Source organism: Acidiphilium acidophilum (genome assembly GCF_033842475.1).
Taxonomy (GTDB): Bacteria; Pseudomonadota; Alphaproteobacteria; order Acetobacterales; family Acetobacteraceae; genus Acidiphilium; species Acidiphilium acidophilum.
The window spans coordinates 3,198,202-3,224,691 of sequence record NZ_JAWXYB010000018.1 but is presented as its reverse complement, the minus strand read 5'-3'; the positions used below and the strand labels follow the sequence as shown (position 1 = coordinate 3,224,691).

The 26,490-nt window shown below is 65.7% G+C and carries 26 protein-coding genes and 1 tRNA gene; 8 read left to right on the top strand and 19 right to left on the bottom strand.

Annotated features, from left to right (window positions below; translation table 11 throughout):
* Window positions 1-16 precede the first annotated feature (16 nt).
* Window positions 17-427, bottom strand: a complete 411-nt coding sequence (locus tag SIL87_RS18000) for a DUF2784 domain-containing protein (protein ID WP_319615521.1) — start codon at window positions 425-427, stop codon at window positions 17-19.
* On the opposite strand from SIL87_RS18000, the gene SIL87_RS17995 reads away from it, so the two are divergent.
* Entirely contained in the window at window positions 417-1,637 is a 1,221-nt protein-coding gene (locus SIL87_RS17995) for a BaiN/RdsA family NAD(P)/FAD-dependent oxidoreductase (protein WP_405055245.1), read from the top strand. The two genes, SIL87_RS18000 and SIL87_RS17995, sit on opposite strands and share 11 nt — an antisense overlap.
* On the opposite strand, the gene SIL87_RS17990 is transcribed toward SIL87_RS17995, so the two are convergent.
* The 7 genes from SIL87_RS17990 to SIL87_RS17960 form a co-directional block, all read right to left on the bottom strand.
* Window positions 1,638-2,300 (bottom strand): phosphatase PAP2 family protein, encoded by a 663-nt coding sequence (locus tag SIL87_RS17990; protein ID WP_319615520.1) that lies wholly within the window; start codon window positions 2,298-2,300, stop codon window positions 1,638-1,640.
* Window positions 2,297-3,019, bottom strand: a complete 723-nt coding sequence (locus tag SIL87_RS17985) for an ABC transporter ATP-binding protein (protein ID WP_319615519.1) — start codon at window positions 3,017-3,019, stop codon at window positions 2,297-2,299. The genes SIL87_RS17990 and SIL87_RS17985 overlap by 4 nt, the downstream gene beginning before the upstream one ends.
* Window positions 3,016-3,798 carry an ABC transporter ATP-binding protein gene (locus tag SIL87_RS17980; protein WP_319615518.1) on the bottom strand — a complete coding sequence of 261 codons (783 nt, stop codon included), beginning with the start codon at window positions 3,796-3,798 and terminating at the stop codon, window positions 3,016-3,018. The genes SIL87_RS17985 and SIL87_RS17980 overlap by 4 nt, the downstream gene beginning before the upstream one ends.
* Window positions 3,795-4,736, bottom strand: coding sequence for a branched-chain amino acid ABC transporter permease (locus tag SIL87_RS17975; RefSeq protein WP_319615517.1), 942 nt, complete (start codon window positions 4,734-4,736; stop codon window positions 3,795-3,797). Before SIL87_RS17975 ends, SIL87_RS17980 begins: the two co-directional genes overlap by 4 nt.
* Window positions 4,736-5,638: a branched-chain amino acid ABC transporter permease gene (locus tag SIL87_RS17970; RefSeq protein ID WP_319615516.1), complete on the bottom strand. Its 903-nt coding sequence runs from the start codon at window positions 5,636-5,638 to the stop codon at window positions 4,736-4,738. Before SIL87_RS17970 ends, SIL87_RS17975 begins: the two co-directional genes overlap by 1 nt.
* A 12-nt stretch (window positions 5,639-5,650) precedes the next feature.
* Window positions 5,651-6,805, bottom strand: a complete 1,155-nt coding sequence (locus tag SIL87_RS17965; RefSeq protein ID WP_319615515.1) for a branched-chain amino acid ABC transporter substrate-binding protein — start codon at window positions 6,803-6,805, stop codon at window positions 5,651-5,653.
* A 150-nt stretch (window positions 6,806-6,955) separates the two neighbouring features.
* A tRNA-Asn gene (locus SIL87_RS17960) sits at window positions 6,956-7,031 on the bottom strand.
* Between the two features lie 162 nt (window positions 7,032-7,193).
* On the opposite strand from SIL87_RS17960, the gene SIL87_RS17955 reads away from it, so the two are divergent.
* A complete protein-coding gene (locus SIL87_RS17955; RefSeq protein WP_319615514.1) occupies window positions 7,194-7,493 on the top strand; it encodes a hypothetical protein in 300 nt (99 codons plus the stop codon).
* On the opposite strand, the gene SIL87_RS17950 is transcribed toward SIL87_RS17955, so the two are convergent.
* The 4 genes from SIL87_RS17950 to gltX all read right to left on the bottom strand — a co-directional run bounded on the left by SIL87_RS17950 (window position 7,476) and on the right by gltX (window position 10,904).
* Entirely contained in the window at window positions 7,476-8,234 is a 759-nt protein-coding gene (locus SIL87_RS17950) for a hypothetical protein (protein ID WP_319615513.1), read from the bottom strand. The genes SIL87_RS17955 and SIL87_RS17950 overlap by 18 nt on opposite strands.
* 38 nt (window positions 8,235-8,272) lie before the next feature.
* Window positions 8,273-8,803 (bottom strand): hypothetical protein, encoded by a 531-nt coding sequence (locus SIL87_RS17945; protein WP_319615512.1) that lies wholly within the window; start codon window positions 8,801-8,803, stop codon window positions 8,273-8,275.
* Window positions 8,800-9,339: a hypothetical protein gene (locus tag SIL87_RS17940; protein ID WP_319615511.1), complete on the bottom strand. Its 540-nt coding sequence runs from the start codon at window positions 9,337-9,339 to the stop codon at window positions 8,800-8,802. Before SIL87_RS17940 ends, SIL87_RS17945 begins: the two co-directional genes overlap by 4 nt.
* A 218-nt stretch (window positions 9,340-9,557) precedes the next feature.
* A complete protein-coding gene (gltX, locus tag SIL87_RS17935) occupies window positions 9,558-10,904 on the bottom strand; it encodes a glutamate--tRNA ligase (RefSeq protein ID WP_319615510.1) in 1,347 nt (448 codons plus the stop codon).
* A gap of 92 nt (window positions 10,905-10,996) precedes the next feature.
* Here gltX and SIL87_RS17930 point away from each other — a divergent pair, with 92 nt between their 5' ends.
* The 6 genes from SIL87_RS17930 (at window position 10,997) to SIL87_RS17905 (ending at window position 16,848) form a co-directional block, all read left to right on the top strand.
* A complete protein-coding gene (locus tag SIL87_RS17930; RefSeq protein WP_319615509.1) occupies window positions 10,997-12,199 on the top strand; it encodes an MFS transporter in 1,203 nt (400 codons plus the stop codon).
* A 145-nt stretch (window positions 12,200-12,344) separates the two neighbouring features.
* The gene (locus SIL87_RS17925) at window positions 12,345-13,568 is read left to right on the top strand and encodes an amino acid ABC transporter substrate-binding protein (RefSeq protein ID WP_319615508.1); all 1,224 of its coding nucleotides are present in this window, start codon (window positions 12,345-12,347) and stop codon (window positions 13,566-13,568) included.
* A 67-nt stretch (window positions 13,569-13,635) separates the two neighbouring features.
* Window positions 13,636-14,517 (top strand): branched-chain amino acid ABC transporter permease, encoded by an 882-nt coding sequence (locus tag SIL87_RS17920; protein ID WP_319615507.1) that lies wholly within the window; start codon window positions 13,636-13,638, stop codon window positions 14,515-14,517.
* Window positions 14,510-15,445: a branched-chain amino acid ABC transporter permease gene (locus tag SIL87_RS17915; protein WP_319615506.1), complete on the top strand. Its 936-nt coding sequence runs from the start codon at window positions 14,510-14,512 to the stop codon at window positions 15,443-15,445. The genes SIL87_RS17920 and SIL87_RS17915 overlap by 8 nt, the downstream gene beginning before the upstream one ends.
* Entirely contained in the window at window positions 15,435-16,142 is a 708-nt protein-coding gene (locus SIL87_RS17910; protein WP_319615505.1) for an ABC transporter ATP-binding protein, read from the top strand. Before SIL87_RS17915 ends, SIL87_RS17910 begins: the two co-directional genes overlap by 11 nt.
* A gap of 4 nt (window positions 16,143-16,146) precedes the next feature.
* On the top strand, window positions 16,147-16,848 hold the full coding sequence (locus tag SIL87_RS17905) for an ABC transporter ATP-binding protein (protein WP_319615504.1): 702 nt from the start codon (window positions 16,147-16,149) through the stop codon (window positions 16,846-16,848).
* Window positions 16,849-16,904: 56 nt separating this feature from the next.
* On the opposite strand, the gene SIL87_RS17900 is transcribed toward SIL87_RS17905, so the two are convergent.
* From SIL87_RS17900 to trpE, 7 genes are all read right to left on the bottom strand, one after another.
* Complete coding sequence (locus tag SIL87_RS17900) at window positions 16,905-17,570, bottom strand: hypothetical protein (protein ID WP_319615503.1); 666 nt, start codon at window positions 17,568-17,570, stop codon at window positions 16,905-16,907.
* Window positions 17,571-17,734: 164 nt separating this feature from the next.
* Entirely contained in the window at window positions 17,735-20,443 is a 2,709-nt protein-coding gene (locus SIL87_RS17895; protein ID WP_319615502.1) for a glycosyltransferase family 2 protein, read from the bottom strand.
* A 166-nt stretch (window positions 20,444-20,609) separates the two neighbouring features.
* On the bottom strand, window positions 20,610-21,791 hold the full coding sequence (locus SIL87_RS17890) for an IS256 family transposase (RefSeq protein ID WP_319612316.1): 1,182 nt from the start codon (window positions 21,789-21,791) through the stop codon (window positions 20,610-20,612).
* Between the two features lie 288 nt (window positions 21,792-22,079).
* The gene (gene moaC, locus SIL87_RS17885; RefSeq protein WP_319615501.1) at window positions 22,080-22,553 is read right to left on the bottom strand and encodes a cyclic pyranopterin monophosphate synthase MoaC; all 474 of its coding nucleotides are present in this window, start codon (window positions 22,551-22,553) and stop codon (window positions 22,080-22,082) included.
* Window positions 22,550-23,359, bottom strand: coding sequence for an indole-3-glycerol phosphate synthase TrpC (gene trpC, locus SIL87_RS17880; RefSeq protein WP_319615500.1), 810 nt, complete (start codon window positions 23,357-23,359; stop codon window positions 22,550-22,552). The genes moaC and trpC overlap by 4 nt, the downstream gene beginning before the upstream one ends.
* A complete protein-coding gene (locus tag SIL87_RS17875; RefSeq protein WP_319615499.1) occupies window positions 23,356-24,981 on the bottom strand; it encodes a bifunctional anthranilate synthase component II/anthranilate phosphoribosyltransferase in 1,626 nt (541 codons plus the stop codon). The genes trpC and SIL87_RS17875 overlap by 4 nt, the downstream gene beginning before the upstream one ends.
* Entirely contained in the window at window positions 24,978-26,489 is a 1,512-nt protein-coding gene (gene trpE / locus SIL87_RS17870; protein WP_319615498.1) for an anthranilate synthase component I, read from the bottom strand. Before trpE ends, SIL87_RS17875 begins: the two co-directional genes overlap by 4 nt.
* Between the last annotated feature and the right edge of the window lies 1 nt (window position 26,490).

Here is a 26,490-nt window from a genome sequence, read left to right as displayed (position 1 = left end):
TGTCGCCCTCGACAAATTAAGGCGTTCTATGCGCCACCCGATGCGTCCCCCAGAACGGCACGAAAAACACCAGCGCCACCACATAGGCGAACACCGCGACATAGATCACCGTGAACACCCAGAGCGGAAAATCCCAATAGATCAGCCCGTTGATGAAATGCATGATCATTGGCGGCGGGTGCGCCGCACCGCCCTCCAGCCGATCCTGCCAGATCGTCAGAATACAGGCCCGCCCCGCCAGTGCCTGCCCCGCCACGATCGCCAGCAGAACGAGATGCAGCAGCCGCAGCCACGCCACGCGCACGATCCGCCAGCCCAGCGCCGCGCCCAGCGGGATCACGATCAGCCCCGCGATGTTGAACGCGATGATCACGAGATGCGACGCCAAAATCGCCTCGGCCAGCCTGACATGTTCCATGCCGATCATGTATGCCTGCGGAATGGATCGAGGAGTAGGGCCCCGCGCACATAGTCACGATGTCATCGTTCTCGGTGCCGGTGCCGCCGGGCTGATGGCGGCAATCACCGCCGGCCAGCGCGGGCGCTCGGTCCTCGTGCTCGACCACGCCGACGAGCCCGGCAAAAAAATCCTGATCTCCGGCGGTGGCCGCTGCAACTTCACCAATCTCGAAACGTCGGCCGACCGGTTCTTCTCCGCCAATCCCCATTTCGCGAAATCCGCCCTGTCGCGTTACACCCCGCACGATTTCATCGCCCTGATCGAACGCCACGACATCGCGTGGCACGAAAAAACCCTCGGCCAGTTGTTTTGCGACGGTTCGGCCCGCGCCATCGTCGCCATGCTGCTCGCCGAAGCCGCAGCCGCCCATGTCACACTCCGCCTCGACTGCCGCATCACCGATGTCGCGAGGCCGGACCGCTTCCACATCGAAACCGATGCCGGAACCGTCATCGCCCACTCCCTCATCCTCGCCACCGGCGGCCTGTCGATCCCCAAACTCGGCGCGACCGGCCTCGCCCACGACATCGCCCGCCGCTTCGGCCTCGCAGTGGTGCCGCCCCGCCCGGCGCTGGTCCCTTTCACCCTTGCACCAAACGATCTCGCCCGCACCCAAAACCTCGCCGGCGTCGCCCAGCCCGTCCTCGCGCGCTGCGGCGGCACTGCCTTCCGCGAAGCGATGCTGTTCACCCATCGCGGCCTGTCCGGTCCGGCCATCCTGCAACTCTCCACCGCCTGGCACGAGGCCGCACCGATCACGCTCGACCTGCTGGACCGCGCGGACCACCCCGCCCTGCGCCCGCGCAAGCGCGCCCGTCCCCGTGCCGCGCTCCGCACCATCATGGCCGACCTCATGCCCGCCCGCATGGTCGATGCCTTCATCCCCGCGAACCTCGCCGCCCAGCCGATCGGCACACTGCCGGATCACACCCTCGATGCCCTCGAATCAGCCCTGAAATCCTGGACCCTGACCCCCGCCGGCACCGAAGGTTACGCGAAAGCCGAAGTCACCGCCGGCGGCATCGACACGCGCGGGCTCTCCTCGCGCACCATGGCCGCCAGCGCGGTCCCCGGCCTCTATGCCATCGGCGAGGCGGTCGATGTCACCGGCTGGCTCGGCGGCTATAATTTCCAATGGGCCTGGGCAAGCGGCTGGTGCGCCGGTCAACACGCCTGATCAACCCTCCCGCCGCCCCAGCACCAGCGTCCCCGCCGCCACCGCAACGCCGAGCCCGAAACCCGCGATCGTATCCGACACGAAGTGCAGATCCGCCCCGATCAACCCGGTCACCACGATCACGATCAACCCGGCCCACACCACCCGGTAACGCGGCGCCAGCACCCACAGCGTCGCCATCGGCGCCGTGATCGCGGTGGTATGGCCCGAGGGAAACGAGCCGTAGCTGCTGCCGCCATGAAACGGGAAAAACCCGAACACATGATCATTGATGAACGACGGATGATCCACGATCCCCGGAAACGGATGCGAGAGCGGCCAAACCCGCCCGAAATCGAATTTGAGCTGGTCCTTGATCATGATCGCGACCACGGTCGCAAGCGCCACCAGCATCAACCGCCATGCCCGCTCCCCGGGCCGCACCCCCAGCGCCACCATCACCGCCATCACCGCGAGCCAGAACGTCGCGAGCGGCGAGGGCAGATTCCCGATCGCCGCCATCGCGATGAACGGCCACCGGTCATGAATATGCATCGCCATGAACCGCGCCACCGGACGATCGACATAAGCGATCGAGACCACAATCGCCCCGATCCCCACCACCATCATCCCGAGCACGGGCACCCCCAGCGCCCGGCGCAGCCGCATCGCAGGCGTCCTCATCCGGCCTGCGCCGCGCGCCCCAGATACGCCTCCCGGATCTGTCCCGATGCCAGCAGCCCCGCCGCACTGTCCGTCTGCACGATCCGCCCGACCTCCAGCACATAGCCCCGATCCGCGAGGCGCAGCGCCGCCCGCGCATTCTGCTCCACGATCAATATGGTCACCCCGGAATCGGCAATCCCGCGCAGACTGCGGAAAATCCCCTGAATGATGATCGGCGCCAGCCCCAGGCTGGGTTCGTCGAGCAACAACAGCCTGGGCCTGGCGATCAGCGCCCGCCCGATCGCCAGCATCTGCTGCTCGCCGCCCGACAAGGTTCCCGCCAACTGCCCGCGCCGCTCGGCAAGGCGCGGAAACATCGCGAACACCGTCTCGATGCTCCCGGCAATCTCCCCGGCAGGCCGGGTGAACCCGCCGAGCTTGAGGTTTTCCGCCACCGTCAGCGTGCCGAACACCCGCCGCCCCTCGGGCGATTGCGCAATCCCCAGCCGCACGATCCGGTCGGCGGCGGTGCGGGTGATATCGGTCCCGGCAAACCCGATCCGCCCGCCCGATCGGGGCAGCAGGCCGGAAATCGCGCGCATCAGCGTGGTCTTGCCCGCCCCGTTCGCCCCCAGAATCGCCACGACCTCGCCAGGCTCAACCGTGAGCGAAACCCCCTTCAGCGCCTCGATCTGCCCATAGGCAACCCGCAGATCCTCGATCACCAGCAGGCTCACGCGGCCACCTCCTCCGCATCCTCGCGCCCGAGATAGGCCTCGATCACCGCGGGATCGGCGCGAACCGTCGCGGCATCGCCCTCCGCGATCTTCCGCCCGAAATTGATCACCACGACATGATCGCTCACCCGCATCACCACGTTCATGTCGTGCTCGACCAGCAATATCGTCACGCCGGTCTCGCGGATCATGAAAATCGTCTCGTTCAGCGCCGCCGATTCGGCATCGTTCAACCCCGCCGCCGGCTCATCGAGAATGATCAGCTTCGGCTGCCCCGCCAGCGTCCGCGCCAGTTCCACCCGCCGCTGCACGCCATAGGGAAGGGAGGTCGCCGGCGCATCCGCCACCCCATCCAGATCGAGCCGCCGCAGAATCTCATGGGTGCGTGCCGCAAGTTCGGCCTCCTCGCGCCGCTGCCCCGGCAGGCCGAGCAACCCCTCCCACCAATGCTGCCGCGCCGCGAGATGACACCCGGCCTGGACATTCTCGAACACGCTCATCTCCGCGAACAGCCGGATCGTCTGAAACGTCCGCCGCAGCCCGAGCCGCGCGATCCGCGCCGGCTTCGCCCCGGTAATCTCGCGACCCTGCCACAGCACCCGCCCGGTTTTCGGGCGGTACACCCCCGTGATCATGTTGAACACGGTGGTCTTGCCCGCCCCGTTCGGCCCGATCAACCCGACGATCTGGCCTTCCGTCACGCTGAAACTCAAATCATCCACCGCGCGCAACCCGCCGAAACTGATCCCGACGCCCTGAAGTTCGAGCAGCGCGCTCACGTCACCGCCCGCCGGCGCGGCAGCAGCCCCTGCGGACGCAGCACCATCACCGCCACCATCGCGATCCCGAACACGAAATACCGGTATTCCGCGAGCCCCCGGAAAATCTGCGGCACCACGAACATCAGCGCGGTGCCGAGCAGCACGCCGGGGATCGAGCCCTGACCGCCCACGATCACGATGGCGAACAACGTCACCGATTCGGTGAACACGAAGGATGACGGGCTGACCGTCGAAAGCTGCACCGCGAACAGCGTCCCCGCCAGCCCGGCCAGCGCCGCCCCCAGCGCGAAGGCCAGCGTTTTCACCGCCCGCGCATCGACCCCCAGCGTCCCCGCCGCGAGTTCATCCTGCTTGAGATACCGCAGCGCCCGCCCGAACTCGCAGCGATCGAGGTTGCGCATCACCAGCAGCACCGCGCCGAGCACCACCCAGTCGAGCCAGAACATCGCGCTCTGGCTCTCCAGTTGCAGCCCGAACAGAGAGGGCACCCCGATCCCGGTGATCCCGTCCGACCCGCCGGTGATCCCGCCCGGATCGTTCTGCATCGCGAGGACGAAAATCGCATTGAACCCGATCGTCGCGACCAGCAGATAATCCCCCCGCAGCCGGATCAGCGGGGCCGACAGCAGCGCCCCGGCGGCGGCAGCGAGCAGCATCGCAAGCGGCAAGGTCAGCAAGATCGGCACGTTCAGCGTCGTGTTCAAAATCGCCGTCACATAGGCGCCGATCCCGAAATACACCGCATGTCCCATATCGAACATGCCTGCCCGCCCCAGGATCACGTCCTCGGAAAGTGCGGTGATCGCATAGATCGCGAAAAACGCCGCGATCGACACCCACGAACTGTCGAGCGCGAACGGCAGCGCCAGCCCCGCCGCCCATATCACCGGCCCCGCGACCGCTCCGGTGGCACCGCCCAGCCGCGCCCCGCGCATCAGACCTTCTCCGCCACGCGCTCACCGAGCAACCCGCTCGGCCGCACCAGCAGAATCGCGATCAGCAGCCCGAACGTGATCGCATCCTGCCACGAGCTCGAAACATACCCGGCGGCGAACGCATTGAACAATCCGAGCAGCACCCCGCCGAGCATCGCCCCCGGAATATTCCCGATCCCGCCCAGAATCGCCGCGATGAACGCATACAGCCCATAGGTCCACCCCATGGTGAAATACGCCTCACGGTAATAGATCCCGATGAACAACCCGCCGATCGCCCCGAGCCCCGGCCCGATGATGAACACGCTGGTGATCACCCGGTTGACGTTGATCCCCATCAGCCGCGCCGCATCCTGATCGATCGCCGCCGCCCGGATCGCGGTGCCGAACCTGGTATGGTTCACGAACGCATACAGCGCCGCCATCAGCACCAGCGAGGCGAGAATGATCATCACCTGCACGAAACTGATGGTCGCCCCCGCGAAATGCCAGGTCGTCGCCGGCAGCAGCCCCGCCGGAAACACATGCACCTGCGGCCCCCACACCAGCATGATCCCGTTCTCGATCATCAGCGACGCGCCGAGCGCCGAAACCACCGCCGCCAGTCGGTCCGCCTTGCGCAATGGCCGGTAGGCGATCCGCTCCAGCACCACCCCCGCCACCGCGATCGCGATGATCGACACCACGAACGCCAGCAGCAGCAGCGCCGCACCCGTATGCCCGCTCCCCGCCGCGCCGGTCAGCAGGCTCAACCCCACGAACGCGCCCAGAATGCACAGATCGCCATGGGCGAAGTTGATCAGCCGCATCACCCCGTAAACCATGGTGTACCCGAGCGCGATCAGCGCATAGATCCCGCCCACCGTCAGCCCGTTGACGACCTGCTGGATGAACGTGCCCATGGTGTGCCGCGCTCAGCCGGCGGTCGGCGCGGGATACAAAATCCGGTAGCTCCCGTCCTTCTGCACCTCGAACGCCACGAACGGGCTGCCGGTGCGTTCACCCTTGGCATTCCACGCGAAGGTCCCGGTCAGCCCCTGAAACGACTTCATTCCGTGCAGATAGGCTTCGAGCTTCGCGGGCTTGACCGATTTGGTCGCGGCAATCGCCTGCATCACCGCGCGCATCCCGTCCGCATTGGTCAGGGTGAACACCGAAGGCGGCAGCGCGCCGTATTTCGCCTTGTACGCCGCCACGAACGTCTTCGCGACCGGATAGGGCAGATCCGCCGGTGCCGGCACATTGATGATCACCGATCCCGCCGCCGCCGGCCCCGCGATCTTGGCGAACGCGACATTCTGGTTGGCATCCCCGCCCACGAACGCCGCCTTCATCCCGAGCTGCACCATCTGCGCGCGGATCAGCCCGCCATCGGAATAATACCCCGAAAAATACAGCACATCCGGGTGCATCGCCTTCAGCTTGGTCAGCACCGGCGAAAAATTCTGCGATCCCGCATTGATGAAGGATTTATCGATGACATCGCCATGATCGGCCTTGACGTCCGCGACCACGGCATCCGCCAGCCCGGTCGCGAAACTCGAATGATCGGTCAGCACCGCGATCTTCCCGAAATGCCGCACATCGACCAGATAATGCGCGGTGAACTTCGCCTCCGCCGAATTCGGCGCGGCATTGCCGAACCAGGTCCTGTAGCCGTGCTTGAGCAATTCGTTGCTGGTGCCGTCCGAGGTCTGGATCACATCCGCCCGCGCATAAATCGGCTGCGCCGCCAGCGCCGCGCCCGAGGTATACGAGCCGATCACCGCGATCACATGATCGTTCACCAGCTGCCGCGCACAAATCGCCGCCTGCGCCGCCTCGCCCTGGTCATCGCAGACCTTCACCTCGATCTTGCGCCCCAGCAGCCCACCTTTGGCATTCTGCTCCGCCGCCAGCAGCTTCACCGCCCGCTCGATCCCCTGACCCTCATCGGCATAGGTCCCGGTGATCGGCGCCTGCACCCCGATCCTGATCGGCGGCGCCGCCCGCGCCACCCCGGTCGCGCCCAGCAACCCGAGCGCCACGCCAAAACCCGCACCCGCCCCGATGGTGATCCGTCTCATCATTCGACTCCCCTTATTGTCCTGATCCCGGATGATCGGTGCCACCCTACACCACGAATCCGCAATGACCAGCCCAAAGCGGCGCCTCAGCGCAACCGGCGGTTCAAACCATCTCGACCATTCTGGAAATGCCCCGAACGGGGCGGGGAAAACTGGCTCCCGGAGCAGGACTCGAACCTGCGACAAAGCGGTTAACAGCCGCTTGCTCTACCAACTGAGCTATCCGGGAACCGTGAGCGGCGTCATACCCAAGCAAGCCGCCCTTGGCAACAGCCGCCACCGCCCGGCGGCATGTCCGGCATGGGCATCCCCGAAACATTGTCTTGATATGACCGCCCCAAGGCAACATCTCTGTCCCACCCGTCACCCCGGACCACACGGAGACTGTACGTTGAAAAAACAGATCGGCCTGGCGGCGGCGATGCTCATTTTCCCGCTCTATTTCATGTACCGCGCCTTCAACGAGATCGAGGCGATGGAATACGGGGCCTCGTTCTGGGTCCACAAAAAGCGCTCGGCGGCCTCCACACCGCAAGCCGCCGAGGATACCTCCCCCGAAGGCGCACCGCCCACCGTCACCGAATCCGCCCACATCCCCGGGCTCGAAATGGCCACGTCCATGGACGACGAGACGAAAAAAGCACCGAAACCGAGAGCGCGAGCGGCGAAAAAATCAGCGACTTCCGATTGACGGTGCCTCACCCGCACCATACCCGAACACCTCCAGATACTCCCTGAAAATCCCGGTCATTTCGGCCTGAACACCCTCCGGCAGATCGCGCCATTTGCCCCTGCGCATATCGCCGATATGAACGTCGTGGATATTCGTCAACCGGTCGAACCTGCCGCCGCCCGCCCCCCGATCGCCGATCCGGTCCGCCGGCAGCGCGGCAATCCCCGCCGCAAACGCCCGCGTCGCCTCGGGGGTATAACGCAGCGCAATCGCCTCCCACTCCGCCGCATCCACCCCCAGCCACGCCGCCACCGCCGCGACCGTTCCGGCATCCCGAAAAAATCCGCTCTCATACCGCAGCAGGAAATGCTCCCGGCGCGCCATCACCCCGTGCAGCCGCCGGCAATCGTTGAACACAATCCGCACGGCATCCCCAAGCCCGATCCCGAACCGCCCCCGCATCGAAAGCGCCGCATCGCGCGGATCGCGCAACGTCAGCAGATACCGCGCCCCCACGTCCTCCAGCCACCTATCCATCCCGGCACTGCCATGATGCGATTTCAGCACGCGCCACACCGTCGCATCCTCCGCACCCGGCGGCAGTTCGCCCAACGCATCGGCATACCCGCTCACCGGCGCCCCGCCGCCCGCGCGCCCCGCCAGCTCCCGCGCGACATTGAACGCCCAGGTCGAGCCGCTGCCATGCAGGCCGATCGTGGCGATCACGCACGGGTGCGGGGCTGGTTCGTCTCGGGTCATTCTGCTCCCATCGGAAAACGTGGCCGGTCCGGACCGGTCTACTCGATATGCTGGAAATATTGCCAGCGCCCCACCGCCGGCTCCGCCAGCGCCCACCGCCACCCCTGCGGATCGCGGCAGATATCGGTGGTATACGGGGTCCGATGCACATGCGGCGCGTGCCCCGTCTGCAAGGTGAACAGTATCTGCCGGCACTGCGCCAACGGCGTATCGATCGTGCGCAGAACCCGCACCGTGCCATGATGATTGGCAAAGAACGGAATGATGTATTTCACATTCCACGATGCGGTCTGCCCCGGTCCGAGCGACCCGGCGGCTTCGGCGACCCGGGTCTGTTCCTTATGATCCCGCGCCCGGGCAATCCGCTTCTGCGCCGTGCTGACCGCGGCATTGACCGCAACGGCGGTGGCATAACCCGCCAGCGGATTGGCCGTCGCCGCCCCGGTCGAGGCCCCGGCCACCGCCCCGCTGATCGCCCCGATCGAGGCGCACCCGCTCAGCCCGAGCCCCATCGCAAGGCAGAGCGATGCTCCGGCAAGCCCCCGCACCGACCGAGCACCCCCCGTCACTGCAGCGTGCCCCAGCGCGCCGTCGCCGGTTCCGCCTGCGCCCAGCGCCAGATCCCGCGCTCCCGGCAGATCGTCGTGACATAGTAATCCGGCCGGTCGGTCTTCACCCCGTGCACGGTCCGGACATGATCGACCGAAAACACGACCTCCTTGCAGGGAAACAGCGTCCCGCCGAATTGCTGGCTGACCGAGACCTCGCCATGTTGGTCATCCTCGATCGGAATGACATGGGTGACGCTCCAGGGGGCAACCGCGCCCGGCGCGAGGGGCCCTGCGGCATCCGCGATCTTCTGCTGCTCCTTGTGATGAACGTCGCGTTCGACATATCCGAGCCCACTCGCCGCGACCGATTGAACCCCGAGCCCGATCGCAGCGGTCACCGAGCCGTTGGTGGTCACCGCACTGGCGATCCCGGCCCCGGCGACACCCGCGGCATCCGAGGTGCTCTGGGTCAAGACCGAACCACAGCCTGAAAGAGCGAGCAACGCGAGAGTGAGCGGCACCAGAAGACCGATGTTGAGAGTCGCCGGCTTCATGATCATCTCCCCGTTCCACCCGAATTCGGAAAGATATGGGGGCGCCCGCGCGATTGTCTATCGGTAATGCCGCAGTCATGCGCAATCATCGGAACGTGAAGCACGACCAAACGGCGCTTGCCTGTTCCGATCCGCCATCAAACGGACCACGACCCCCAGTTATTACTGATATCGAACAAAAGTTCTTTGGTTCTTTCTTACAAGAAAGAACACCTTACTTACTTTACCGCCCGTTCCAACCGCCCAACAACCACATCCCGCCCCATCAGCGGCAGCATCCCCGCCAATTCCGGCCCCTGGGTCTCTCCGGTCAGCGCCAGCCGCAGCGGCATGTACAGCGCCTTGCCCCGTATCCCGGTCGAAGCGGCAATCGCCATCGTCCACTCTTTCCACGTCCCCTCGTCCCACGGCGCGTCCGGCAGCGTCGCCCGCGCAACCTCCAGCATCGCCCGCGCCTCGGGAAGCTCCGGCGGATCGATCCGCCCCCGCACGGTCTCCCACCACTGCCGCGCCTCGGAGAGCAGGTCGATATTATCGCGGATCGCCAGCCAGAACGCCTCGTCCGCCCCCTCCGGCAACCGATCGGCCACGGCCTCGAACGGCTGCGCGTGCAGCACGCGCCGGTTCAGCGCCAGCAACTGCCGCGCATCGAACCGTGGCGCCCCGCGCGAAAACGCATCGAGATTGAACGTCCCGGCCAGTTCCCCCAGTGTCAACGGCTCCGGATCGCGCCGTGAGCCGAGCCGCGCCAGATAGGCCGCCAGCGCCATCGGCTCGATCCCGTCGCGCCGGAACGTCCGCAGCGAAACACTGCCGCTCCGTTTCGAAAGCTTGTCGCCCGACAATTCCGAAATCAGCGGCAGATGCGCAAAATCCGGCAACGCCCGGCGCGGTGCCAGCGCCCGGTACATATCGATCTGCGCCGCCGTGTTGGTGATATGATCCTCGCCCCGGATCACATGGGTAATCCCCATATCGAGATCATCGACGACCGAGGTGAAGGTATAAAGCGGCGTCCCATCCGCCCGGATCACCACCGGATCGGAAACCGTAGCGAGGCGAATGTCGCGCGGCCCGCTCACCAGATCGTCCCAGCCGATCGCGCCGTCGGAAAGTCTGAACCGCCAATACGGCGTCTTGCCATTGGCCTCGGCGGCGGCGCGCTGCTCCGGCGTCAGCGACAGCATCGCCCGGTCGTAAACCGGCGGCAGCTTGCGCTTCGCCCGCAACGCCCGCTTCGCCGCCAACTCCTCCTCGGATTCGAAACACGGATACAAACGCCCGGTCTTTTTCAAACTCTCCGCCGCCTCGGCGTACCGGACCAACCGGTCGGACTGCCGCACCTTGTCATCCCACCCGATCCCCAGCCACGCCAGATCCTGCTCGATCGCCGCCTCGAATTCGGGCCGCGAACGCTCCCGGTCGGTATCGTCGATCCGCAGGGTCAGCCGCCCACCGCGCCCCCGCGCGAACAGAAAATTGACCACCGCCTGCCGCGCATTCCCCGCATGCAGGTAGCCGGTGGGGGAGGGGGCAAAACGGACATGAACGGGTGAAGGAGCCATGGAAACCGGGTTAGCATGGCTTCATTGCGAAGAACAAAGATGCGAAAAATCCCGAACTCCCCTATCCCGGTGCGCCAAGGAGACACCATGCCGTGAGCGCCGTCCTCGAATCGCCTCCCCGCACCGCATCGCGCACCACCTTCGCCGTGCTGGTCGCCATCAGCGTCTGCCACATGCTGAACGACATGATGCAGGTGCTCCTGCCCGCGATCTACCCGCTGCTCAAAGGCGGCTTTCACCTCAACTTCGCCCAGATCGGCCTGATCACCCTGGTCTATCAGGTCACCGCCTCGATCCTCCAACCCGTCGTCGGCCTCTATACCGATGCGAAACCCCAACCCTTCTCGCTGCCCTTCGGCATGGGCTTCACCCTCGCGGGCCTCATCGGCCTCGCCTTCGCGTCTTCCTACCCCGAACTCCTCGCCGCCGCCGCCCTGCTCGGCATCGGCTCCTCGATCTTCCACCCGGAATCCTCGCGCATTGCCCGCATCGCCTCGGGCGGCAAACACGGCTTCGCCCAATCCCTGTTCCAGGTCGGCGGCAATTTCGGCCAGTCCCTCGGCCCGCTGCTCGCGGCCTTCTTCATCCTGCCGCGCGGGCGCGAGAGCATGGCATGGTTCTCACTGGCCGCCCTGCTCGGCATGGCCATCCTCACGGGCATCGGCATCTGGTTCCGCGCCAACGGCCACGCCAAACCCCGCGTGCGTGCCGCCGTCAAACCCAGCGCCGCCCCCGCCCGCGTCATGGTCCCGCTCATCCTGCTCGGCATCCTGATGATGTCGAAATTCGTCTACCTCGCCAGCATCAACTCCTATTACATCTTCTACCTCATGCACCGCTTCCACCTGCCGGTGCAGCAGGCCCAGATCGACCTGTTCATCTTCCTCGCCGCCGCCGCCGCCGGCACCATGATCGGCGGCCCGATCGGCGACCGCATCGGCCGCCGCGCCGTCATCATCGGCTCCATCCTCGGCGTCCTGCCCTTCACCCTCGCACTCCCCTATGTCGGGCTCGACGCGACCATCATTCTCACCATCCTGATCGGCCTGATCCTGTCCTCGGCCTTCTCCGCCATCGTGGTCTTCGCCAACGACCTGATGCCCGGGCGCATCGGTGCCGTCTCCGGCCTGTTCTTCGGCCTCGCCTTCGGCGTCGCCGGCCTCGGTGCCGCCGGCCTCGGCGTCGTCGCCGACTGGACCAGCATCACCACCGTCTACAAAATCTGCGCCTTCCTCCCCATCCTCGGCCTCGCCGCCCTCTGGCTGCCGAAGCCGGTGCGGAATACCGGGGCGTGATCTGTCGCCGGCGACCGCAATGTGTTTTGCAGCACCTTGAAGCGGGTCCCCGCATCTTGTAACCACTTCATAATAGCGAAGAACGCGGACATGTTGCACGATTTTTTGAACTCGACGGGGGAAATCAATGGCTCTGATCCGATCAATGACCGGTCTTGTCGCCGCAACGATGGCGCTGGCTGCCACGTCCATCGCCCACGCGGCAGCACCCCCGGCAACGCTGACCATCGGCACACTCTACGCCAGCAGCGGGCCGTTCGCGGTGTCGTCGGAAGGCCAGTATCATGGCCTGCAATTCTGGGCGGCGCAGGTGAACAAGACCGGCGGAGTGTTCGTCAAGGCGTTCGACAGGAAAATCCCGGTCAAGATCATCGCGTATGACGACCAAAGCTCGACCTCGACCGCGACCACCTTGTACAACCAGTTGATCACGCAGGACCATGTCGATCTGCTGGTCGCCGATTTCGGCTCGGTCCTGACATCGGTTGCGATTCCGCTGGCCGAAGAACATCATATGCTCCTGATCGACCCGACCGGATCGGGTGCGAATTTCTTTACCCGGAAAACCGATTATCTGGCCGATGTCAGTATTCCGGCCTCCACGGTCTGGCCGGTTCCGCTCGGCCATTTCATCAGCGACCAGAAGCAGATCAAGCGCGTCGCGGTCCTGTACGATTCGAACGATTTCGACGCTTCCCAGGCGAATACCCTGAAATCCGTGCTCGCCAAGGCCGGAACCAAGCCGGTCTATTTCCATGCGGTCCCGACCAGCGAGACCAATTATACCGTGCTGATCCACGCCATCGCCGCGCGCCGGCCCGATGCGCTGATCGAGTTCGGCTACCCCGACAACGACATCGCCTTCCTCAAGGCGCTCAAGTCGAGCGGGCTGCATTTCAACATGGTGTTCACCATCTTCCCCGGTCAGCTCCTGACACTGCTGACCAAGAATGTCGGGGCCAAGTCGCTGGCCTATACCTACACCTATCCGGCGCCGCCGCTGGTTTCGTACAAGACGGTCAGTTACGGCCTCAACACGGCGGATTTCGTCGATACGTTCAAGAGCGCCGAGCATCGGTCCCCGAATTTTCTCGACGCCGCCGGCTACAATACCGGCATCGTGATGCAGGACATGCTGGGCACGGCACCGAAATTCACCCAGCTCGATTTTCATGCCGCGCTGATGGACATGTCCGGCCACACCAAGACGCTGCTGGGTCCGTTCAAGCTGAACGCCGAGGGCGCACAGCTCGGCCAGCCCTTCCCGGTCGCGCAGCTGGTGCCGAGCGGTGCCACGAACAAGCTGGTCGTGGTGTATCCGAAGGAAAAGGCGACCGGCAAGCCGGTCTATCCGGCGCCGAAATCCTGAGCCTCGCGCGCCGGGCGCCCGGCAGGTGGCGCAACCGCTTGCCGGCCCCCGCCGGTGGAGACCCAGTTTGAGCCTTCTCGAATACGCCCTGATCGGCGGCATCCTGTACGGCATCTTTTTCAGCCTGGTCGGAATCGGGTTGAACCTGGTGTTCGGGGTGATGCGGATCATCAACCTCGCCCACGGCCAGTTCGTCATGCTCGGCGGGTTCGGTGCCTACGTGCTGGCCCGCGCGCTGCATCTCAATCCGCTGTTCGGCCTGCCGCTCGCCGTGCTCGGCGCGATGGTGATCGGCTGGCCGCTCTACTACGCGGTGGTGCCGCGCCTGCAACGCAGCCGCGATCCCGAGATGCTCTCCTTCATCCTGTTCTTCGGCGTGGCGCAGATCATCGAAGCGCTGGTGACGCTCACGTTCGGCGCCGATCAGCGGTCTCTGCCGAGCGACGCTCTGGGCTCGGGCAACATCGTGATCATCGGCCAGGCTTTCCCTGATAGCTGGGGCGTCACCGTGCTGGTGAGCGCCGCGGCAATCGCCGGACTTTATCTCTACTTCTCGCGCACCCGGCTTGGGTATGCGACGCGCGCGGTCATGGCCGACCGCGACGAGGCCCGTGCCACCGGCATCGATGTCGACCGGGTCTCCGCCATCGCCTTCATCATCGGCCTCGCCCTGGCCGGGATCGCCGGGGTGTTCGTTCCCTATATGCTCGGCTCGGTCTCACCGGGGATCGGCGACAGCCTGACGATCACCTCCTTTGCGATCATCATCATCGGCTCGCTCGGCAATCCGCTCGGCACCGTGGTCGGCGGCCTCGTGTTCGGCATCGGGACCATGCTGATGCAGACCTACTACTCGTCCTGGTCGGACCTCGTGCCCTATGCGCTGCTCGTGATCATCGTGCTGATCCGCCCCTCCGGGCTGCTCGGCAAGGCGGTGCGGGTTGCGTGAGTCAGGATGGCGGCACCCGGCCCGGCCTGCGCTGATCACCATGGCGGTCGTCGGCGCGCTCGCGCTGATCGCGCCGCATATGTATGGCAATACCTCGCTCCTGTTCACGATCATGACCTTCGTCGTTCTCGCCGAGGGGCTGAACCTGATGTACGGGTTCACCGGCTACCTGCCGTTCGGCTATGTCGGGTTCTTCGGGACCGGCGCCTATGGCACCGCGCTGCTCGTGTTGCATACCCATCTGCCGGTGCTGCTCTGCGTTGCCGGGGGCGGGGTCGCCTCGGCGGTCATCGCGCTGATCCTGGGTCCGCTGCTGCGGCTTTCGGGGGCGTATTTTTCGATCGCCAACCTCGCGGCCTCGCAGATCATCTATTTCGTGGTGTCCAACCCCGACCTGTCCTCGATTACCGGGGGGCCTTACGGGCTGAAGCTCCAGCAGATCTATGATCCGCCGGCGAGCTATGCGGCCATGGCGGCGATCCTGCTGCTCGCAATCGCCATTGCCGGGTATTTCCGGATGTCGCGGTTCGGCACCGGGCTGCGGGCGATGACCGAAGATCCGGTCAGCGCCGCGCTCGCGGGGATCGATGTTGTCCGTCAGCGCCTGATCGTGTGGCTGGCTTCGGCGCTGATCGCGGGGCTGGCCGGGGGCACCTATGTGTGGAACCTTTCGGTGTTCTACCCGGAATCGGTGTTCAATCTGCAGATCAGCGTTTTCGCCATCGTGTTCGCCCTGTTCGGCGGGGTCGGCACCGTGATCGGGCCGCTGATCGGTGCGGTGATCCTGTACAGTTTCTATGCGGTGATCGGGGTTTCGGCGCCGCAGTATTTCGAGCTGCTCTATGGTCTGCTCATCGTGCTGCTGGTTCTGTTCCTGCCCAACGGCCTGATTTCGCTGCTCGAACGGAGGCGCATCCGTGTCTTCTGAACCTCTCCTCAGGCTCGATGCGGTCGGCAAGCGATTCGGCGGCCTCACCGTGCTCGACAAGGTGAGCTTCACGGTCGCGGCGGGCGAGATCGTCGGGCTGGTCGGGCCGAACGGGTCGGGCAAGACCACGACGATCAACGTGATTTCCGGGGTCCATCGCGCCGATGCCGGGCGCATCCTGCTCAACGGGACCCCGGTTCAGACGCGGCCCGGGTTTCGGCTCGCGCGCATGGGGATCAACCGGACCTTTCAGGTGCCCAAGCCGTTCCGCAGCATGACGGTGCGCGAGAATATCGAGGTCTCCGCGCATTTCTGCGGCCATGACCAGGTCGATATCGCTGCCATCCTTGCCGAGACCGATCTTGCCGCCCATGCCGGGCAGGCGGCGGGGTCGTTGACGGTCAATCAGCAGAAAATGCTCGACCTCGCCCGCGCGCTCGCCACCGGGCCGCAAATCCTGCTGATCGACGAGATCGGGGCGGGGCTGAACCCGCAGGAACTCGCCGTCGTCGCGATCCTGCTGCAACGGCTGGCGGCGCGGGGGATTGCGATGATCGTGGTGGAACACCTGCTCGACTTTCTCAACCGCATCACCGAACGGGTCATCGTTCTCGGGGCCGGGCGGATGCTGTTCGAGGGCACGTTGCGCGCGGCGTCGCAGGACCCTGAAGTCGTCGCAGCATTCATCGGAGGGTGACGGGATGACCCTGCTTTCGCTCGAAGGCGTCGAAGCCGGCTACGGTCCGCTCCAGATTTTGTGGGGGATCGATCTCGACGTGGCCGCCGGGGAAACCGTGCTGCTGCTCGGCGCGAACAGTGCGGGCAAGACGACGCTGCTGCGCACCATTATCGGGCTGATCGCCTGCCGCGGCGGCACGATCCGGTTCGAGGGCGAGGCCTTGCAAATGCTCGCGCCCGACCAGCGCATCCGCCGGGGCATCGCGTTCATGTCGGAACTCGGGGTGTTTCCCAGCCTGTCGATCGAGGAGAATATCCGGCTCGGGGGTTATTTTCTGGACCGCGCGACCGTCCGCCAGCGCAGCGACCGGCTGTTCGAGATGTTTCCCGACCTCGCGAAAAAGCGCCGCCATGCGGCGGCCACCTTGTCGGGCGGGCAGCGCAAGATGCTCGGGATCGCGAAGGTTCTGGTCTCCGAGCCCCGGCTCCTGCTGATGGACGAGCCTTCGTCCGGGCTGGCGCCGGTTTTCGTCAAGCAGGTGATCAAGATCCTGCAGACCGCGATCGGGGCGGGGACCGCGTTGCTGATTGCCGAACAGAACGTCGCGTTTCTCGAACTGGCGGATCGTGGTTACCTGATCGATGGCGGCAGGGTGCGCCTGTCGGGGACGCGGGCGCAGCTTGAAGCCTCGACAGCGGTGCGGGAAGCCTATTTCGGGCTGTGAAGGGTCCGATATAATTACTATATCGTAACGAATTGGGCGTGCGAAGGTGCGGCGCATCAGAACTGAAAATCGCGGGTGGCGAGGATCTGGTGGAAGGCGAGGTGCTGGTCCCAGGCGGGCGGCGTGCGCGGTTTGGATGGGAAGGGTGAGGGGCGCGGTGCGGCGCGGGGTTGGCGGCGCCGGGGTGGCTCGGCGGGTGGGGTTGGATCGGGTGGGGTCGGGTCTGGTGCGCGCGGGCGTTTCGGGCGGCGCAGGAGCGGTGGGGTCTGGATGCCGAGCATGTGGCAGAGCGGGCGGAACAGGCGGCCGGCGGCGCGGTTGCGGGCGATCAGGGCGAGGAGTTCGGGGTCGTCGAGCAGGGATTGGATGCCGATGCGGCCATTCACGGCGGCGTTGCCCTGGGTGATGGTGGGCGGCACGAGACGGAGGAGCCAGGCGAAATGATAGGGGAGGCGCAAGGGCGCTGGGCCGGGCGGGGGCTCGCGTCCGGGCGTGGGGCGGGGTTTGCGCGCGGGGGTTTCGGCGGGTTGGGCGGGGGTGGCGCGGTCGCGGCTGACGATGGCGGCGAAGCGCTCGATGATGCGGGTGAGGCGGGTGGAGATCAGGGCGAGCAGGAGATGGTTCAGGCCGGTCTGAAAACCGCGCACGCAGACATCGTTGCGGAGCCCGCGGATGATGGCGGCGAAACGGTCGGTCAGGGAAATTGTGGGGGTTTCTGTCACGTCCGCATAACAGCATGTCAGGCGGGGGGTGAGAAAGAGGGGATTTGCACGGATGGCGACAACGGCTGACGCGCCGTTGCCGCCTGTCGTGACCTCAGCTCCTTGCGATCAGCGCTCGTCGCGGGCGACGACACCACATGGCACGATGCAGTGCGGCACGCGCCTTATCGCGGCGTCACCCTCTGATCTTTCGCGCCGCCGCTTTTGGCGCGCGCGGGCGGCGCCACCGGCTTTGCCGCCCGCGCGGGCTTTGCGGGCCGGGACGGGGCGGGGGTGCGGGGTGCGTGCACCGGGGCGATCGGGTAGGGCTGCGCCGGGGTTCGCGCGATCGGCGTTTCGTCCTTCGGGTCGAGGGAGCGCAGATCGCGGTAAAGCCCGCCCTCGCGGGTGAAATGGCGATTGTAGAACGGATCATGCGCCAGCAGATGCCCCCAGCGGCCGCGCATCGCCTCGTTCTCGCGCATGAAGCGGGAGAGTTTATCCTCGTCGAGATCGTCGCCCCGGCTCATGCTCTCGCGATGTTCGCACACCACGTCCGGCGTGAACACGATCCGGTAGCCGGCCTCGCGGATCTTGATGCACAGATCGACATCGTTGAACGCGATGCCGAGTTCGGCCTCGTCGAACCCGCCGGCGGCCTCGAACGCCTCGCGCCGGACCAGCATGCACGCCGCCGTCACCGCCGCGACCTCGCGCGCCGCGATCGCGTGGGCGATATAGCCCGGCGCGCTGCTGGGGAGGCCGCGAAACGCATGGTCCGCCACGCCGCCGACGCCGAGCACCACGCCGGCATGCTGCACCGTCCCGTTGGGGTAGAGCAGCTTGGCACCGACGGCGCCGACCCTCGGGTCGGTCAATGCCTCGTTCAGCAGGGTGCGCAGCCATGAGGGGTCATTGACGATGACATCGTTATTCATGAACAGCAGGAACGGATGCGCCGCCGCCGCGACCCCGCGATTGTTGATCAGCGAATAATTGAACGGCTCGGCGATCCGCAGCACTTTGGTATCGGGTTCGTTGCCCTGCTCGGTGCAGAAGGCCTCGGCCTCGGCACCCTGGGACCAGTTGTCGAGCAGGAGGATCTCGATTTTCATGCCGTCGGAATGGGCGCGGATCGCCTCGACGCATTGGCGGGTCAGGTCGATATGGTTGCGGAACGGGATCAGGATCGAGATCCCGGGATTTTCGGTCAGCCGGAAGCTGGTCTGGTAGCAGGTCAGGCTGCCGCGCCGCTCGACCTTGGCGGGCAGATTGCGCCGTTTGAGATGTTCGGCCACCGCGACCTCGCCGGCCAGCGCCGCGCGTGGCTTCGCTGCGGCGCCCCCGGCGGTCGATTGCGCGGTGATGCGCCAGTGATACAGGATTTCGGGGACGTGATGGATTTCGTGCGCCAGCAGCTTTTCGGCGAGCCGCAGCAGCAGGTCGTGATCCTGTGCTCCGTCGAACCGGGGGTCGAGCCCGCCGGCCTCGCGCAACAATGCGGTATCGGCGATGACGAGGTGACAGATGTAATTGAGGTCGAGCAGGAAGCGATAATTGAAATCCGGCTTGAAGTTCGGCTCGGAGACGCGCCCGCTGCGGTCGATCTTGTCTTCGTCCGAGTAGAGCAGCCGGGCACCGGTTGCGGTGCGGGCGCGCAGCATGACGTCGAGCGCGAAGGGTTCCAGCACATCGTCGTGATCGAAAAACGCAGTGACCTCGCCGGTGGCGGCTTCGAGGGCCTTATTGGTCGCTGCCGCGATGCCGCCATTGCGGGGCAGGACGATGAGCCTGATCCGTGGATCGACCCTGGCCATCCGGTCCAGCGTTTCGGAGAGCGCCTCGTCCTTGCTCGCGTCATCGACCAGGATGAGTTCCCAGTTGGGATAGGTCTGGGCCCGCACCGAGTCGATCGCGGCCAGAAATTCCGCCTGGTTGGGGCGGAATACCGGGCACAGGATCGATACCAGCGGCGATCCGCCGATCGCGCCGTAACGGGCGGTGGCGCGGGCCGGAACGTGTTTCCGGCTCTGGCGAACCCAGCTTTCGTAATTGCCGAGCGTCAGCCGTTCCGCCAGCATCGCCGCCTTTAATTCCCGCCGCAGATGGTAGGCGTAGCGGAACAACTCATCGGCCCGGTCGATCAGGCTGCTCAGCCGGGCGCGTTCGGCTTCGGCGGGGATCGCCAGTTCGAGCGGGCTGCCGCGCAGCAGAATACGGTCCGGCATGGCGTGGAAATCGAGCACGATCGATTTGCCGGTGCGCAATTCGGGGGGCAGCGCGTAGGAAAACCCGCAGGACGGATCGGCGCCGGTTGCCTCGGCGACATCGGCGCGGAATTCATTGGCGGTGAGTTCGGCGAGCGGCTGTCCCTTGGTCGAGATCAGGACGCGGACGCCGCCCATTTTTGTGTTCGTTCGTTCATCGACGCGGACGACCCAGCCCTGGATCATGCCATCGACCAATCCATCGAGCACGCCCTCGATATGGATGCGGGTTTTCAGGCAGAAATGGAGTTCGGGCAGGACGAGGCCACCGCGCGTCGGCAGGCTGATCGGGTCGCCGTCGAGCGTGGCAAAGGACAGGACATGGCGCAGACCGTCCTGAAACCGCAGCGGGATCATGTAGTCGAAACCGACTCGGGTGGTCGGGAGATTCAGCGGCGCGGTATCGGGCCGGTTGACGTCGCAGGAGATCACATCGGCGATCTGGCCGTCGATCAGCACGCGCATGGTCAGGGTGCGATCGGGCACCAGCGAGTCCACGGCCCAGCCGACCAGCGAGGCATCCTCGATCCGGTCGAGATAGCCGAGGATCACACGGCCGGGCCGCACGAGGGGAAGGTCGGAGCGCTTCGTGCGGTCCACACCGTTGGTGTCTGGCTGTTTCGCCATTCAGTCTATCCTTTTTGGTCGCCGGAAGCCCAACCTGTGATCCGCGTCCGCGTGAACCCGGTCGCCTCAGCAATAGATAGAATTCCCGCATCATTCAAATGTTTTCACCGCAACGAGGCTGTAACGATTGAGCAACCTGATGTCTGGAAAATAGGGCGAGCGGGGGTCAGGCATCCTGGTAGTCCCACTTGATGTAGCCCTTGGTGTCGGCGGCCCATTTTTCATCGATTTCGACGAGGACGGCGCTGACGAGGCGTTCGAGGGAGGCTTCGTTGGGGAAGACCCTGATTTTGGTGGTGCGGCGTTTGAGTTCCTGCTGGATGCCGCGTTCCATGGGGTTGGAAGTGCGAAGCCGGCGCTGGTGGGGTTCTGGCAGTGTGAAGACGGTGAGGCCTTCGGGGATATTTCGTTCGAGCCAATCGGCGAGCTTTGGTGCGGTGTCGCGATAGGCATTGACGAGGGTTGTGAGAGCGATCTGGGCAGCGGCGAGGGAATTTGCGTTCCAGACGGTCCGGAGTTCTGCGCCGATGCGTTTGCGGATGGCGTGGTTGGGGGCGTGGTGGATGGCGTTTTGGGCGAGGTGGAACTGGCATCGTTGCCAGTGTGCGGCGCCGAAGACGGCGCGGCGTGCGGCGTGCAATCCGGCATGGTCATCGGAGACGATGAATTCGACGCCTCGCAGGCCACGCTGATGGAGGCTTTCGAGGAAGGCACGCCAATGGACTTCGGCCTCGGAAAGGGCGACCGAGACGCCGAGGACACGGCGGCGTTCATCGGGTCCGATGCCGATGGCCGAGAGCACGGCGGCATCGCGGACGACGCCATTATCGCGCATTTTTTCATATCTGGCGTCGAGGATGAGGTAGCGGATCTCGGCGAGGGGTCGGGTGCGCCAGGCGGCGAGTTCGTCATCGAGCAGCTTGCTGGCGCGGCTGACCTGAGCGGAGGAGAGGCTTTCGATGCCGAATTCGCGCATGACGGCCTCGACGTCGCGGGTGGAGACGCCTTTGATGTACATTTCGGCGACGGCGACCATGACGGCGCGGACCGAGCGTCGGCCGCGTTCGAGGGACTGTGGGTAGAAGGGTTCGCCCACGTGACCGGCGGTTTTGGGGACATCGACGGTGATCGACCCGGCCGGGGTATCGATCCGCTTGGGCTTGTAGCCATTGGCGTAACCCTGACGATCGGGGTTGCGCTCGTAGTGACTGGCGTGGAGGAAGCGTTCGCGCTCGATCTGCATGGCGAGTTCGAAGGTCCTGGCAAATACCGTGGCGATATCGCCTGCGCCGTTTTCGATCAGATGTTCCAAAAGTGCCTCGATAATCGTATCCTTTTTGGCGTCCATTCATCGGTCTCCATGTTGGTGTGAACAACTGCATGGAATACCAGAATGAACAGCCCTTGCCGGGGCATGCCCCGGCAAGGGCACCAACTCCCAACCCAAAATGAATTTCCAGACGTCAGGTTACACCACCGGCTGTAACGGCAGCGGAAACTGCATACGGATTTGTCATTTATGACGGTTGAATGACACAACGATCTCAATAAAGACGCAATATTTATAATTTTTATTCACGAATGACTAAATATTGGGCGTGTGCCCGGCCTCGATCACTGAACCGTCCCGCAACGCTCACTCCTGGGTGAAATCGCCCGACTTGCCGCCGGATTTCGCCACGACCCGCAGCGCCTCGATCCGCATGGCGCGATCGGCTGCCTTCAACATGTCATAAATCGTCAGCGCCGCGACCGAGGCGGCGGTGAGCGCTTCCATTTCCACCCCGGTCGGTCCCGTGGTGCGCACGACGGCGCGGACATGGATGCCGGGCAGCGCCGCATCCGGCGTCAGGTCCACCGTCACCGAGGCAATCGCGAGCGGATGACATAACGGGATCAGATCCGCCGTGCGTTTCGCCGCCATGATGCCGGCGATCCGCGCGGTTGCCAGGACATCGCCCTTTTTCGCGGCGCCGTCGAGGACGAGAGCGAGGGTTTCCGGCCGCATCGTGACGTGACAGGAGGCTGCGGCATCCCGCACCGTGGCCGGCTTGGCCGAGACATCGACCATGCGGGCCGCGCCGGTCGCATCGATATGGGTGAGGCTCATGACCCCACGCCGAGCAGCGCGCGGGTCGCTTTGGTGATGTCGTCCTGACGCATCAGGCTTTCGCCGACCAGAATGCCCTGGACCCCGGCGGCCTTGAGCCGTTCGATATCGGCGAAATCGCGGATGCCGCTTTCCGCCACCACGAAACGCTCCGGCGGTATAGTCGCGGCCATCCGCTCGGACAGGCTGATATCGGTGGTCATGGTCTTGAGATCGCGGTTGTTGATCCCGACCAGCCGTGCCCGCAGCCCGAGCGCCCGTTCGAGTTCGGTATCGTCATGGACCTCGGCCAGAACGGTCATGTCGAGTGCGGTTGCCAGTTCCTCGAAGCGGCGGGCCTCGTCATCGGTGAGGGCGGCCATGATCAGCAGGATGCAATCCGCCCCGATCGCGCGGCTCTCGTAAATCTGCCACTCGTCGAGGATGAAATCCTTGCGCAGCATCGGCAGATCGACCGCCGCGCGCGCCGCCGTGAAATGCGCGATGTCGCCCTGGAAATATTTGCCGTCGGTCAGCACCGAAAGGCAGACCGCGCCGCCCTCCTTATACGCGCGCGCGATCGCCGCCGGATCGAAATCGGCGCGGATCAGCCCGGCGCTCGGCGAGGCTTTCTTGATTTCCGCGATCAACCCGGTGCGGCCCGACGCCGCGGCATCCATCAGCGCCCGCGCGAACCCACGGGGTGGCTCGGCATCCCGCGCGAGGCCCTTGACGGTATCGAGATCGCATTCGCTCCGCCGCCGCGCGGTTTCGGTGCGGGTATCGTCGCAGATCCGGCGCAGGATGTCGGTTTGGGCGTCGTTCATCGGGCGGGCTCCAGGGTGGTTGTCGCACTTGCCCGCCGCAGCCGCTCCAGCGCCGCGCGCGCCGCGCCGCTGTCGATCGAGCCGGCGGCGATTTCCGCACCGGTGCGGAAATCATCGGCCCGGCCCGCCACGATCAGACCTGCCGCCGCGTTGAGCAACACGGCGTCGCGATAGGCCCCGGCCTCGCCATCGAGCAGCGCGCGGAGCCGCCCGGCATTATGCGCGGCATCCCCGCCGATGATCGCGGCGAGCGGGGCGCGCGCCAGTCCGGCCTCCTCGGGGGTCACGCTGGTCTCCGAGATCGCCCCGTGATCGAGCAGCACGATCCGGCTTTCGCCCACCAGCGTCAATTCATCGAGGCCCTGGCCGTGCACCACCATCGCCCGCTCGGTTCCGAGCTGGGCCAGGCTCTCCGCCATCGGCCGCGCCCAGACCGGGTCGAACACGCCGACCAGCTGTCGCCGGACGGAGGCGGGGTTGGCGAGCGGGCCGAGCAGGTTGAAAATGGTGCGGGTGCCGAGCGCGATCCGTGCCGCCGCCGCATGGCGCAGCCCGGCATGATGGCGCGGCGCGTACAGGAACACACACCCGGCCTCGTTCAGGATGGCCGAGAGCCGCTCGAACGGCGGTTCCACCGCGACGCCGAGGGCGGTCAGCACATCCGCCGCGCCTGCGCGCGAGGAGAGCGCGCGATTGCCGTGCTTGGCCACCGGCACGCCCAGTCCGGCGAGGACGAAGGTTACCGCGGTCGAGATATTCAGCGTGCCCACGCCGTCGCCGCCGGTGCCGCACACGTCGATCGCGCCCTCGGGGGCCTTGATCGCGCGCATCCGCTCGCGCATCGCGCGTACCGCTCCGGTGAGTTCGGCCACGGTCTCCCCGCGCACCCGCATCGCGAGCAGCATCCCGGCAATCTGGGCGTCGTTCGATTTTCCGTCGATGATCGCGCCGAAGGCGGCTTCCGAGAGGTCTTCGCTCAGCTTGTCGCCCCGTGCCAGACGGTCGAGCACCGGTTTCAGATCGGCCAGAATCTCGGCGGAACCCTGGTTGCGGCCCCGTGCCAGCGCCAGGAAATTGCGCAGCAACGTGTGGCCATGCGCGGTCGCGATGCTCTCGGGGTGGAACTGCACACCGAAAATCGGCAGGTCGCGATGCCGCATTCCCATGATCAGCCCGTCTTCGGTGAAGGCGGTCGGTACCAGCGTTTCGGGCAGGGTGTCGCGCTCGACGATCAGCGAATGATACCGGGTCGCCTCGAACGCGTCCGGCACGCCTGCGAAAATGTCGCTGCCCTGATGGCGGATCGCGGCCATCTTGCCGTGCATCGGCTGCGGCGCGCGTTTCACCACGCCGCCGAACGCCTGGCCGATCGCCTGATGACCGAGGCAGACCCCGAGGATCGGCACCTTGCCGGCGGCGGCGTGGATCAGGTCGAGGCAGATCCCCGCCTCGTTCGGGGTGCAGGGGCCGGGCGAGAGCACGATCGCCTCGGGCTGCAGGGCCAGCACTTCCTCCGGGGTGATCCGGTCGTTGCGCCGGACCACGCAATCGGCCCCGAGATCGCCGAAGAAATGCACGAGGTTGAAGGTGAAGCTGTCGTAATTGTCGATGATCAGGATCATGGCGCGCTCCGGTTCACGCTCACGTAGTTCACCGCATCCTCGGCGGCGCGGAACAGCGCGCGGGCCTTTTGCAGGCTTTCGGCATATTCCGCGTCGGGATCGGAATCCGCGACGATGCCGACGCCCGATTGGACGTAGAGTTTATGGTCCTTGATCAGCGCGGTGCGCAGCGCGATGCACGTGTCCATCGTGCCGTTCGCGGCGAAATAGCCGATGCAGCCGCCGTACAGGCCGCGCCGCGAGGGTTCGAACTCCTCGATGATTTCCATCGCCCGCACTTTCGGAGCGCCCGAAAGCGTCCCGGCGGGGAACCCGGCGATCAGCGCGTCCAGCGCATCGGCGTCGGGCCGGATCGTGCCTTCGACCGTGGAGGAGATGTGCATCACATGGGAAAACCGCTCGATCGCGAAGCTCTCGGTCACCGCCACCGAGCCGATTTTGGCGACCCGGCCGACATCGTTGCGCGCGAGGTCGAGCAGCATGAGGTGCTCGGCGCGTTCCTTGGGGTCTTCGAGCAGTTCGCTCTCCATGGCCTCGTCCTCGGCGCGGTTGGCGCCGCGCCGGCGGGTTCCGGCAAGGGGGCGGATCGTGACGGTGCCGTCGCGCAGGCGCACCAGGATTTCCGGGCTCGATCCCACCGCCTGATAGGCGCCGAAATCGAGGAAAAACAGGAACGGGGCGGGGTTGATCCGCCGCAGGCTGCGGTAGAACGCAAAGGGCGGGGCGGTGAAGTCCTGCGCGAAACGCTGGCTCGCCACGACCTGAAACACGTCCCCGGCGACGATATACTCTTTCCCGCGCGCGACCATCGCCTTGAAATCGGCCTCGGTCATGTTGGGCACCGGCACACCGGCGGGGGCGAGCGAGCCGGTGAGGTGGGGGGTCGGCTGCTCGAGCGCTGCCTGCGCCGCCTCGATCCGCGCGGTTGCGGCTTGAAAGGCATCCGCCGCCGTGACCCCCTCGCGCCGCCAGGCGGGGGCGGCGAGGGTGATTTCGTCGTTCACCGAATCGAAAATCGCGAACAATCCCGGCCGCATCAGCACCGCATCGGGAATGCCCAGCACATCGGGATTATCCGCCGGCAGCCGTTCCATCAGCCGGACCATGTCGTAGCCGAGGTAGCCAACCAGCCCGCCGGTCATCGGCGGCAGATGCTCCGGAAGGTCGAGCCGGGTTTCCGCGAGCAGGGCGCGCAGGCTGGCGAAGGCATCGCGATGATCGGCGACGAAGGCCCCGGTATCGTGCGCCGCGTCGCGATTGATGCTGACGACCCCGCTCTCGCAGCGCCACACGAGGTCCGGCGCGAACGCGATTACTGAATATCGCCCGCGCGCCGCGCCGCCTTCGACGCTTTCGAGCAGCAGGGAATAGGGCCTGCCGTGGGCGAGCTTGAGGAACGCCGCGACCGGTGTGATCAGATCCGCCGCGAGCACCCGCCACACCAGCGCGCCCGATCCTGCTTCATAGGCGGCGCGGAATCCGGTCATCGGGTCGGGCACGGCGTTCATA

Excerpts from the sequence above, each read along its gene's own strand:
- SIL87_RS17995 (WP_405055245.1), top strand. The coding sequence starts at position 417 with ATGCCGATCATGTATGCCTGCGGAATGGATCGAGGAGTAGGGCCCCGC.
- SIL87_RS18000 (WP_319615521.1), bottom strand. The coding sequence starts at position 427 with ATGATCGGCATGGAACATGTCAGGCTGGCCGAGGCGATTTTGGCGTCG.
- SIL87_RS17990 (WP_319615520.1), bottom strand. The coding sequence starts at position 2,300 with ATGAGGACGCCTGCGATGCGGCTGCGCCGGGCGCTGGGGGTGCCCGTG.
- SIL87_RS17975 (WP_319615517.1), bottom strand. The coding sequence starts at position 4,736 with ATGCGCGGGGCGCGGCTGGGCGGTGCCACCGGAGCGGTCGCGGGGCCG.
- SIL87_RS17970 (WP_319615516.1), bottom strand. The coding sequence starts at position 5,638 with ATGGGCACGTTCATCCAGCAGGTCGTCAACGGGCTGACGGTGGGCGGG.
- SIL87_RS17965 (WP_319615515.1), bottom strand. The coding sequence starts at position 6,805 with ATGATGAGACGGATCACCATCGGGGCGGGTGCGGGTTTTGGCGTGGCG.
- SIL87_RS17950 (WP_319615513.1), bottom strand. The coding sequence starts at position 8,234 with ATGACCCGAGACGAACCAGCCCCGCACCCGTGCGTGATCGCCACGATC.
- SIL87_RS17940 (WP_319615511.1), bottom strand. The coding sequence starts at position 9,339 with ATGAAGCCGGCGACTCTCAACATCGGTCTTCTGGTGCCGCTCACTCTC.
- gltX (WP_319615510.1), bottom strand. The coding sequence starts at position 10,904 with ATGGCTCCTTCACCCGTTCATGTCCGTTTTGCCCCCTCCCCCACCGGC.
- SIL87_RS17925 (WP_319615508.1), top strand. The coding sequence starts at position 12,345 with ATGACCGGTCTTGTCGCCGCAACGATGGCGCTGGCTGCCACGTCCATC.
- SIL87_RS17905 (WP_319615504.1), top strand. The coding sequence starts at position 16,147 with ATGACCCTGCTTTCGCTCGAAGGCGTCGAAGCCGGCTACGGTCCGCTC.
- SIL87_RS17895 (WP_319615502.1), bottom strand. The coding sequence starts at position 20,443 with ATGGCGAAACAGCCAGACACCAACGGTGTGGACCGCACGAAGCGCTCC.
- SIL87_RS17890 (WP_319612316.1), bottom strand. The coding sequence starts at position 21,791 with ATGGACGCCAAAAAGGATACGATTATCGAGGCACTTTTGGAACATCTG.
- moaC (WP_319615501.1), bottom strand. The coding sequence starts at position 22,553 with ATGAGCCTCACCCATATCGATGCGACCGGCGCGGCCCGCATGGTCGAT.
- trpC (WP_319615500.1), bottom strand. The coding sequence starts at position 23,359 with ATGAACGACGCCCAAACCGACATCCTGCGCCGGATCTGCGACGATACC.
- SIL87_RS17875 (WP_319615499.1), bottom strand. The coding sequence starts at position 24,981 with ATGATCCTGATCATCGACAATTACGACAGCTTCACCTTCAACCTCGTG.
- trpE (WP_319615498.1), bottom strand. The coding sequence starts at position 26,489 with ATGAACGCCGTGCCCGACCCGATGACCGGATTCCGCGCCGCCTATGAA.